General features: G+C 73.4%; 1 protein-coding gene. It reads left to right on the forward strand.

Annotated elements, in window-relative coordinates; genetic code table 11:
- Positions 1-150: 150 nt before the first annotated feature.
- Positions 151-1,281 carry an SAV2148 family HEPN domain-containing protein gene (locus EF903_RS32590; RefSeq protein ID WP_125548532.1) on the forward strand — a complete coding sequence of 377 codons (1,131 nt, stop codon included), beginning with the start codon at positions 151-153 and terminating at the stop codon, positions 1,279-1,281.
- The last annotated feature ends 87 nt before the right edge of the window (positions 1,282-1,368 follow it).

A 1,368-nucleotide genomic window follows, 5' to 3' on the forward strand; every position in this document is an offset into this window, starting at 1 on the left:
TACATCTGGCTCAACCTGATCGAGCAGCGGCTGCGGTCGGTCGTCGGGGCGGTCCTGCGGCCGATCTACGAGCCCGTGCACGGCGAGGACGACTGGGTCGTCGCCGCGGCCGGGCCGGCCGGCCAGGCGTGGGTGCACGGGGCGGCCGTCATCCGGGCCGGGGCCGAGCTGGACTGGGGCGCCGACGCCTGGAGCGAGGTCCGTACGCGGGCCCAGCGCGCGGGCCGGGCGTACATCTGGCTCAACCTGATCGAGCAGCGGCTGCGGTCGGTCGTCGGGGCGGTCCTGCGGCCGATCTACGAGCCCGTGCACGGCGAGGACGACTGGGTCGTCGCCGCGGCCGGGCCGGCCGGCCAGGAGTGGGTGCACCGGGCGGTCGCGGTGCGCGAGGTCAGCCGGCGCAAGGGCTACCTGCTCGACCCGGCCGACGACAACGTCCTCAGCTTCCTGACGCTGCCGCAGCTCAGGGAGCTGATGGTCCAGCACTGGCCCTGCTTCGAGCCGTACTTCGACGACCGGCGGGAGATCGAGCTCGCGCTCGACGAGCTGGAGGTCACGCGCAACGTCGTCTCGCGCAACCGCGCCCTGTCGCGGGCGGTGCTGGAGCAGGCCGAGCGGGCGTCGGCCCGGCTGCTGGAGGTCCTCGGCGGTGGCGCCGGCTCGCCGTCCGCGGACCGGCTGCCCATCGACGCGGTGGAGGACCTCGTCGGCGACCGGTACGCGGACGTGGTCTCCGTCCACCCCGACCGGGTGCGGCTCCAGCGGCAGCTGCCCGCCGAGGACCTCTTCGGCGGGGCGCGGCGGCTCGACGCCATCGGCATAGGCCTGAACCTGCTGGTGCAGAACTTCTCCGGCCGAAGACTCGTCCGGCTCACCGAGGCGGGCTGCCGGGTCCGGCTGCTGTTCCTGAACCCGGCGAGCAGCGCCGTCAAGCGGCGCGAGCGCGAGCTGGGGCTGCGCAAGGGCGAGCTGAGCCGCTCGGTCGAGATGAACATCCTGCACGTGCGGCGGGTTCGGGCGGGGCTGAAGGACCCCTCCCGGTTCGAGATCCACGTCTTCGACGAGACGCCCCGCTTCACGGCCTACCTGGTGGAGGGGGAGAGCTCGGGCATCGCCGTCGTGCAGTCGTACCTGCGGCGGGCTCGCGGCATGGAGGCGCCGGTGCTGGTCCTGCGGGGCGGCGGGGCGCGGGACGCCGCACGCGACACCGAAAACGGACTTCTGCCAACGTATCGGGAGGAATTCGAGTCGATCTGGCAGGACTCACGGCCCGTGTCCTGAGCTGTCAGACCCCCGTGGCAGGCTGAAAGCCGTTGACCGAAGAGGGACGTCGCCGCCGCGTGGGGGCGCACGGGTGCGGGGGAGGGG

The sequence above is a fragment of the Streptomyces sp. WAC05292 genome (assembly GCF_003949955.1).
GTDB lineage: Bacteria > Actinomycetota > Actinomycetes > Streptomycetales > Streptomycetaceae > Streptomyces > Streptomyces globosus.